The 8,171-nt window shown below is 64.1% G+C and carries 9 protein-coding genes and 1 pseudogene; 6 read left to right on the forward strand and 4 right to left on the reverse strand.

What is annotated here, in order from left to right; genetic code table 11:
- Positions 1-47 precede the first annotated feature (47 nt).
- Both ACIQ09_RS04350 and ACIQ09_RS04355 read right to left on the reverse strand, forming a co-directional pair.
- Positions 48-1,181: a PilT/PilU family type 4a pilus ATPase gene (locus tag ACIQ09_RS04350; protein WP_398306572.1), complete on the reverse strand. Its 1,134-nt coding sequence runs from the start codon at positions 1,179-1,181 to the stop codon at positions 48-50.
- A gap of 53 nt (positions 1,182-1,234) precedes the next feature.
- A complete protein-coding gene (locus ACIQ09_RS04355) occupies positions 1,235-2,278 on the reverse strand; it encodes a type IV pilus twitching motility protein PilT (RefSeq protein ID WP_398306574.1) in 1,044 nt (347 codons plus the stop codon).
- Positions 2,279-2,374: 96 nt separating this feature from the next.
- On the opposite strand from ACIQ09_RS04355, the gene ACIQ09_RS04360 reads away from it, so the two are divergent.
- From ACIQ09_RS04360 to ACIQ09_RS04375, 4 genes are read left to right on the forward strand one after another with little or no spacing between them, the layout of a single operon-like run.
- Complete coding sequence (locus ACIQ09_RS04360) at positions 2,375-3,070, forward strand: YggS family pyridoxal phosphate-dependent enzyme (protein ID WP_398306576.1); 696 nt, start codon at positions 2,375-2,377, stop codon at positions 3,068-3,070.
- Positions 3,071-3,105: 35 nt separating this feature from the next.
- Complete coding sequence (gene proC, locus ACIQ09_RS04365; protein WP_398306578.1) at positions 3,106-3,918, forward strand: pyrroline-5-carboxylate reductase; 813 nt, start codon at positions 3,106-3,108, stop codon at positions 3,916-3,918.
- Positions 3,919-3,930: 12 nt separating this feature from the next.
- Positions 3,931-4,503, forward strand: coding sequence for a YggT family protein (locus ACIQ09_RS04370; RefSeq protein ID WP_374477298.1), 573 nt, complete (start codon positions 3,931-3,933; stop codon positions 4,501-4,503).
- 5 nt (positions 4,504-4,508) lie between these two features.
- Complete coding sequence (locus ACIQ09_RS04375; protein WP_398306581.1) at positions 4,509-4,799, forward strand: DUF167 family protein; 291 nt, start codon at positions 4,509-4,511, stop codon at positions 4,797-4,799.
- On the opposite strand, the gene ACIQ09_RS04380 is transcribed toward ACIQ09_RS04375, so the two are convergent.
- On the reverse strand, positions 4,791-5,717 hold the full coding sequence (locus ACIQ09_RS04380) for a LysR family transcriptional regulator (RefSeq protein ID WP_398306583.1): 927 nt from the start codon (positions 5,715-5,717) through the stop codon (positions 4,791-4,793). The two genes, ACIQ09_RS04375 and ACIQ09_RS04380, sit on opposite strands and share 9 nt — an antisense overlap.
- 108 nt (positions 5,718-5,825) lie before the next feature.
- On the opposite strand from ACIQ09_RS04380, the gene ACIQ09_RS04385 reads away from it, so the two are divergent.
- Complete coding sequence (locus tag ACIQ09_RS04385; protein ID WP_398306585.1) at positions 5,826-6,593, forward strand: SDR family NAD(P)-dependent oxidoreductase; 768 nt, start codon at positions 5,826-5,828, stop codon at positions 6,591-6,593.
- Between the two features lie 11 nt (positions 6,594-6,604).
- Positions 6,605-7,597, forward strand: coding sequence for an aldo/keto reductase (locus ACIQ09_RS04390; RefSeq protein ID WP_398306587.1), 993 nt, complete (start codon positions 6,605-6,607; stop codon positions 7,595-7,597).
- A gap of 95 nt (positions 7,598-7,692) precedes the next feature.
- Here the strand turns inward: ACIQ09_RS04390 and ACIQ09_RS04395 are convergent.
- Positions 7,693-8,171 (reverse strand): annotated as a pseudogene (locus tag ACIQ09_RS04395) (malate synthase A); the annotation flags it as partial.

An 8,171-nucleotide genomic window follows, 5' to 3' on the forward strand; every position in this document is an offset into this window, starting at 1 on the left:
GCACCGCAGTCGCGAGATTGGAGCGCGCAGTAGCTTCATGCCCCCATTTAGATGATGTCGAGGTTCTGGATGCCGGAGAGCATGTCCTTGTCGCCCCTGCTGCTCTTGAGCTTGATCTGCAGGCGCAGATCGTTCATGGAGTCGGCGTTGCGCAGGGCATCCTCGTAGGTGATCATGCCCTTCTCGTAGAGGTCGAACAGGCTCTGGTCGAAGGTCTGCATGCCAAGTTCGGCCGAGCGCTTCATGACCTCCTTGATGCCCGGGATCTCGCCCTTGAAGATCAGGTCGGAGATCAGTGGCGAGTTGAGCATCACCTCGACAGCCGGTACCCGGCCCTTGCGGTCGCACATCGGCAGCAGGCGTTGGGAGATGAGGGCACGCAGGTTGAGTGAGAGGTCCATCAGCAACTGGTGACGGCGCTCTTCAGGGAAGAAGTTGATGATCCGGTCGATGGCCTGATTGGCGCTGTTGGCGTGCAGGGTGGCCAGGCACAGGTGGCCGGTTTCGGCAAACGCAATGGCGTAGTCCATGGTCTCCCGGTCACGGATTTCGCCCATCAGGATCACGTCGGGGGCTTGGCGCAGGGTGTTCTTCAGGGCCGGCTCCCAGGAGTCGGTGTCGATGCCGACTTCCCGCTGGGTCACGATGCAGTTCTTGTGGGCGTGTACAAACTCGATCGGGTCCTCAATGGTGATGATGTGTCCGAAGGATTTCTCGTTGCGGTAGTCCACCATCGCGGCCAGTGAGGTGGTCTTGCCGGTGCCGGTGCCGCCGACGAAGATCACCAGCCCGCGCTTGGACATGGTGATGTCCTTGAGTACCGGGGGAAGGCCCAGGGAGTCGAAGGTCGGTATCTTCTGGGGGATGGTCCGCAGTACCAGCCCGACCTGCCCCTGCTGGATGAAAGCGTTGGCGCGGAAGCGCCCGATGCCCGGCGGTGAGATGGCGAAGTTGCACTCTTTGGTGGCTTCGAACTCCTGGGCCTGACGGTCGCTCATGATCACCCGGGCGAGTTCTGAGGTGTGGGTGTGGGTGAGTTGCTGGTTGGACTGGGGAATGATCTTGCCGTCGATCTTGATGGCCGGCGGAAAGTTGGTGGTGATGAAAAGGTCAGAGCCGTTCTTCTGCACCATGAGGCGCAGGAGGTCGTGCATGAATTTGAGTGCCTGATCACGTTCCATGGTGGGTTCCTGTTGCCGGGGTGGGCCGGCAGGCTGATGGGGTCTGCCGGGCTTCAGGCGGGGAAGCTGTCCTTGTTCTGGGCGCGCAGGCGAGCTTCAGAGCCCGCAACGATATTGCGCCTGACCATGTCGGCGAGGCACTGGTCGAGGGTCTGCATGCCGATGTTCTGCCCGGTCTGGATGGCGGAATACATCTGCGCCACCTTGTTTTCGCGGATCAGGTTGCGGATGGCCGGGGTGCCAATCATGATCTCGTGGGCGGCCACCCGGCCGGTGCCGTCCTTGGTCTTGAGCAGGGTCTGTGAAATCACGGCCCGCAGCGATTCGGACATCATGGCCCGGACCATGTCCTTTTCGTTGGCGGGGAAGACGTCGACGATACGGTCGATGGTCTTGGCGGCTGACGAGGTGTGCAGGGTGCCGAAGACCAAGTGGCCGGTTTCGGCTGCGGTGAGGGCCAGGCGGATGGTTTCCAGGTCGCGCATTTCACCCACCAGCACCACGTCCGGATCTTCCCGCAGGGCCGAGCGGAGGGCTGCGTTGAAGGACTGGGTATCGCGGGAAACTTCACGCTGGTTTATCAGGCAGCGCTTGGATTCATGGACGAATTCGATGGGGTCCTCGATGGTCAGGATGTGGCCGTATTCGTTTTCATTGACGTAGTCGACCATCGCCGCGAGGGTGGTGGACTTGCCTGAACCGGTAGGGCCCGTAACCAGCACGATGCCTCGGGGCTGATTGGCGATCTCCTTGAAGATCTTTGGACAATTGAGCTCCTCGAGAGACATGACCTTGGAGGGAATGACCCGGAACACGGCTGCCGCACCGCGGTTCTGGTTGAAGGCATTGACCCGGAAGCGTGCCAGGTTGGGGATCTCAAAGGAGAAGTCGGTCTCAAAGAACTCCTCGTACTGCTTGCGCTGGGAGTCGTTCATGATGTCGTACACCATGCCGTGGACGTCCGTGTGGGCAAGGGCCGGCAGGTTGATCCGGCGCACGTCGCCATGGACCCGGATCATCGGCGGCAGGCCGGCTGAAACGTGCAGGTCGGATGCCTTGTTCTTGACCGTAAAGGCCAGCAGTTCGGTGATATCCATCTTGGGGGCTCGCGGCAGGGCAGGGATTGTCGGGCGGAAAATCGGGCTCGGGCCCGATGCTATACTCAACGGCCCCGACTGCCCAGAAAATGAGCTTTGGAAGATTATAAATCAGGCATATCCGCACGCCTGCAAAACATCGCTGAGCGTATCGCACAGGCTGCCGCAGCATCGGGCCGTGATCCCTCCGAGGTCCGGCTGCTGGCGGTCAGCAAGACATGGCCGGCCGAGAGCCTGCGAGAGGCCGCCGAAGCCGGACAGCGGGCGTTTGGCGAGAGCTATGTGCAGGAGGCCATCGACAAGGTCGATGCGCTGGCGGGCCTGGGGCTGGAATGGCATTTCATCGGCCCCTTGCAGAGCAACAAGACCCGCCCGGTGGCGAATGCCTTTGCGTGGGTGCATTCCGTCGACCGCCTCAAGATCGCCCAGCGCCTGTCCGAGCAGCGGGATGTGCATCTGCCGCCGCTGCAGGTATGCATCCAGGTCAATGTGAGTGGTGAGGCGAGCAAGAGCGGTGTCAAGCCGGAAGCGCTTCCGGAACTCGCCAACGCGGTGGTGCAGCTACCCCGTTTGCGGTTGCGGGGCCTCATGACCATCCCCGAACCGAGCACTGACGTGGCCTTGCAGCGGGCGCGCTTCGCGGCGCTACGCCACCTGCGGGATACCTTGAACAGCGCAGGTATGGGTCTCGATACCCTTTCCATGGGCATGTCGGATGATCTGGAGGCTGCGATTGCCGAAGGTTCGACGATGGTCCGCGTGGGCACGGCGATCTTCGGATCCCGGGCCTGACCCAACCCTTATTCCTACAACGGTGAAATGATCCGATGAAAATTACTTTCCTGGGGGGCGGCAACATGGCTGTAGCCCTGATCGGCGGTCTGCTCAAGCAGGGTTTCAAGGCGGCGGATGTGCAGGCGATCGAATTATCGGCCGAAGGGCGCAGCAAGCTCGAGACGGGCTTCGGCGTGCGCGCGGTGGAGCAACTCGATGATCAGGCGCTCGCCTGCGATGTGCTGGTGCTGGCGGTGAAGCCCCAGCAACTGAAGGCGGCGGTGGCGCCCATGGCGGGCCGTCTGACAAACCAGGTCGTGGTAAGCATCGCTGCCGGCCTGCGTCTGGCTGACATCGGCCGCTGGCTAGGTGGATACGATGGCCTGGTGCGTGCGATGCCCAATACGCCGGCGCTCATCGGAGCCGGAATCACCGGGCTGTTTGCCAACCCCGGCGTCAGTCTGGCAGGGCGTGAAGCGGCGGAGCAGGTGCTGGCGGCTGTCGGAAGTACGGTTTGGGTCGACGACGAGGCGAAGATCGACAGCGTCACCGCCGTCTCGGGCAGTGGGCCGGCCTACGTCTTCCATTTCATCGAATGTCTGCAGGCGGCTGGCGAATCCATGGGTTTCGACGCCGCCACGGCGCGCAAACTGGGCATCGATACGGTGCTGGGTGCGGCGAAGCTGGCGGCTGCCAGTGACGAGTCTCCCGCGGTCTTGCGTGAGCGGGTCACCTCGAAGGGGGGTACCACGGCAGCGGCCCTGGCCTCCTTTGCCGCGGATGGCTTTCCGGCCATCGTGGAGCGGGCGGTGCTGGCTGCCGAGGCCCGGGGTCGTGAGCTGGGCGAACAGCTCGGCCGCGACTGACGGAGGGCGGTCATGCTCGCAAGTCTTTTTCTGACGGTTGTCGAAACCCTGGGTGGGCTGCTTTCGGGTGTGCTGCTGGCCCGTTTCGTGATGCAGTGGCAGCGCATCTCCTTCCGCAACCCCATCGGCCAGTTCGTGGTGGCTACCACCGACTGGCTGGTGCTGCCGCTGCGCCGCTTCATCCCCGGCCTGGGTGGGCTCGACCTGGCCAGCCTGCTGCCAGCCTGGGTGGTGCAGGTGCTGGTTGTCTTCGTGGCTTTAGGTGTACGCGGCATCCTCGGCGTGGCAGACCCCCTGAGTCTGTTGGTGGTGATGTGGGGTGTAGGCCTGCTTGAAACCGTTAAGGTGGCCCTCTACCTGCTGATGGGCGTGGTGCTGATGTCGGCGGTGCTGTCGTGGGTCAATCCCCATGCGCCGATGGCGGGTCTGATCAACGCCCTGGCTGAACCCTTCCTCCGACCTTTCCGGCGGGTGATTCCGCTGATCGGTGGTGTCGATCTGACGCCGATTGCCCTGTTGCTGGTGCTCCAGGTGCTCCTCAGTGCGCTGGCCATGGGCAAGTACATGCTTGTGGGCTTGGCCTGACCCCAATGGGCTGGATGGTGCAGGCCGGGGATGGCAGCGTGGTCCTGATGCTGCATATTCAGCCCGGTGCCCGAAAGACCGAGGTGGCGGGTCTTCACGGCGATGCCTTGAAGATCCGGCTTGCTGCGCCACCCGTGGACGGCAAGGCCAATGCGGCGCTGCTGGCCTTTCTGGCCAAGGCTTGCAGCGTGCCGAAATCCGCGGTCTCGCTGCTCAGCGGTGAAACGTCCAGGAGTAAGCGGGTGAGAATCGTCGGCGCTGAAGTGTCGGTGCTGGAGGCGCTGGCCTCAGCCTGACGCTCTCTGGGTGGTTCCCGTACGCTCGACGCGGCTTTCCTTTACCAGTTCGATGAATTTCTGCAGCCCTGCCGAAGGTAGACGGCGGCTGGGGTAATACAGGAAGAAGCCGGCTTCCGTCGGACGCCAGTCGTCCAGCACGGTTTCAAGCCGGCTGGCCGCCAGGCTGGCTCGCGCCGTTTCTTCATAGACATAGGCCAGGCCCAGGCCATCTTCGGCAGCGCGAAGCATCAGCGGCATTTCTCCCGCATCAAGGGGGCCGCTGACGTCCACCTCCAGTTTTTCTCCCGCTTTTTCGAACTCCCACCGATATCGCGCCCCACTCGGGAAGCGAATCCCGATGCAGCGATGCCGGCTCAGCTCGTGGGGGTCGGATGGACGGCCTGCCTGGGCCAGGTAGGCGGGCGCACCGACTACCACAAAGCGCTGGGGTGGCCCCAGGGGGATGGCCACCATGTCCCGATCCAGGCTTTCCCCAAAACGCACGCCAGCGTCAAAGCCGCCCTGAATAATGTCCACAAAGGCGTCGTCAGCCACGATCTCCAGGCGCATGCCCGGGTTGGCGAGCAGGAAGCGGTTGGCGAGGGGCGCCAGGACATGCTCGGCAGCATGGCGCGGGGCATTTAAGCGCAGTGTGCCCACCGGCGAGTCCCGGAAGGCGTTGAGTGTCTCAAGGGCGCTGTCGATGTCCAGCAGCGCCGGGGCGAGGCGGTCAAGCAGGCGCTGCCCGGCCTCGGTGGGGGCTACGCTGCGGGTGCTGCGATTGAGCAGCCGCACACCTAAACGGCCTTCCAGTCCCCGCAGGCTGTGGCTCAGGGCCGACGGTGAGACACCCAGCTCTGTTGCCGCCCGACGGAAACTGCGCAAACGGGCAACGGTGGCAAAAGCCTGCAGGTCGGTGAGGCGGTTGCGATTCATATTGATGAATTTATCTCAATAGCCCATGGTCGATTGTGTGGATTGTTGCATGAGTAGGGGCGGCGTAGCCTGCTTTGCGTTGTCCGCCTTTCAGACTGGAGAATCTCAGTGACTGCAGAATCCATGGACCTGGCCGGTAAGGCCATTCTCGTAACTGGTGCGTCGTCGGGCATCGGGGCCGCCACCGCGCTGGCCCTTGGCAGGGCGGGCGCCCGGGTGGCACTTGCCGCGCGGCGCGTCGATGCATGCGCCGAGCTTGCGCGGCAGATCGAGGCAGCCGGGGGCGAGGCGCTGGTGCTCGGAATGGACGTCAGCGTCGAGGCCGAGGTTGGCGCTGCGGTCGCTGCCACCGTGGCCCGCTTCGGACGACTCGATGGTGCCTTCAACAACGCCGGCGTGCTGGGGCCGGCGGGGCCGCTGCACACCCTGGAGACAGCTGACTTCGAGAGTGTGATGCGGACCAACATGTATGGCGTGCTGTGGTCGATGAAGCATGAGATTGCCGCCATGCTGGAAACGGGGGGCGGGGCGATTGTGAATACCGCTTCCATCGTGGCGCAGGTCGCGTTTCCCGGCGTGGCGGCGTACACCACCAGCAAGCATGCGGTGCTGGGGCTCACCCGTAGTGCCGCCCTGGACTATTTTCGGCTGGGTATTCGCGTCAATGCGGTGTGCCCCGGGCCGGTGGAAACGCCCATGGCGGAGATCGGGTTCGGTAGCCTCGACGGCCTGCGCACGGCCAGTGCGGGCTTTCCGGCCGGGCGGGCAGGACGTCCGGACGAGATTGCCGGGGCAGTACTGTTCCTGCTGTCGGGGCTGGCCAGTCACGTGAGCGGACAGGGGCTGATGGTGGATGGCGGTTTCACCGTTCAATGAGGGATGGGAGCATGAAGCATCGATACCTGGGGCAGGCTGGTGTGGCGGTGTCGGCCATTGGCCTCGGCTGCATGGGCATGAGCGAGTTCTACGGGGCGAGCGATGACGGGGATTCTCTGCGGACGCTCGCCCGGGCGGTGGAGCTGGGGGTGTCGCTCTTCGATACCGCGGATACCTATGGCTTCGGCCACAATGAAAGTCTGCTCGGTCGCTTTCTGGCCGATGGGGGGGCCGCCCGACGTGCCCGTGTGCGCATTTCCACCAAGTTCGGCATCGTTCGCGAAGCGGGATGCTACGAGCGCCGTATCGACAACTCGCCGGGGTATGTGCGGGCGGCGTGCGAAGCATCCCTGCGCCGCTTGGGCGTCGAGCACATCGACCTGTATTTCTGCCATCGTCGACATCCCGAGGTGCCCCTGGAGGATATGGTCGGAGCCATGGGGGATCTGGTCAAGGCGGGGAAGGTGGGGCAGATCGGGCTGTCGGAGGTGTCCGCCGAGACCTTGCGGCGCGCCCATGCCGTGCATCCGGTGGCGGCAGTGCAGAGCGAGTATTCCCTGTGGTCCCGGGAGCCGGAGGAGGGCGTGCTGGCGGCCTGCGCCGAAATTGGTGCGAGCTTCATCGCCTATAGCCCCCTGGGGCGCGCCTTCCTGACGGGCCGCCTCAAGCTGGATGAGCTGGCCGAGGGCGATTTTCGGCGGGCTAATCCCCGCTTCGAGGCGGAGGCGGCGGCAATCAACCGCCGGCTGGTGGACGGGCTGACGGAGTTTGCGGCGCGGCATCGGGCAAGCAATGCCCAGATTGCCCTGGCCTGGTTGCTGGCGAAGCATCCCCATGTGATTCCCATTCCGGGGACGCGCCGTCCGGATCGCCTGGCGGAGAACATGGCTGCAGCGGATCTGATGCTCTCATCCGCGGAGCTTGCCGAACTGGATGCCCTGTTCCACCCGGAGCAGGTGGCCGGGGCGCGCTACCCCGAGGCCGGGATGGCCGGGATCGAGTAGATCCGGGCGGCGGGCACCCGGGTGCTGCAAAAAAAACGGCGCCCTCCAGGGGAGGGCGCCGTTCCGATGTCCTGCTTTGCCGGGCTGAGGCAGTGTTACTCCATCGCCTCGTACAGCGGCAGGGTCAGGAATTCCGGGTATTCCGGGGTCAGGGACATCTTGTCGAAGATCTCGGCGGCCTGGTCGTAGCTGGCGGTGTCTTCGCCCTGGGCGGTGACGGTGGCCTTCACCTTGGCGAGCTCCTCGGCGATCATCGGACGCACCATCTCGACGGTGACCTTGCGGCCGTCATCCAGGATGCCCTTGGGCGACACAACCCACTGCCACACCTGGGAGCGGGAGATTTCGGCGGTGGCCGCATCTTCCATCAGGTTGTGGATGGGCACGCAGCCGTTACCGGCCAGCCAGGAGCCCAGGTAGTGGATGCCGACGTTGATGTTGTTGCGCAGGCCGGTTTCGGTGATCGGGGTGGTGGGGCGGAAATCCAGCCACTGCTCGGGGCCGAACTTGCCTTCCACCTGCTTTTCCCACTGGTTGGGCTTTTCACCGAGCACCTTCTGGAACTCTTCGGCGG

Origin of the sequence: Zoogloea sp. (assembly GCF_044344315.1) — a bacterium.
Lineage (GTDB): Bacteria > Pseudomonadota > Gammaproteobacteria > Burkholderiales > Rhodocyclaceae > Zoogloea.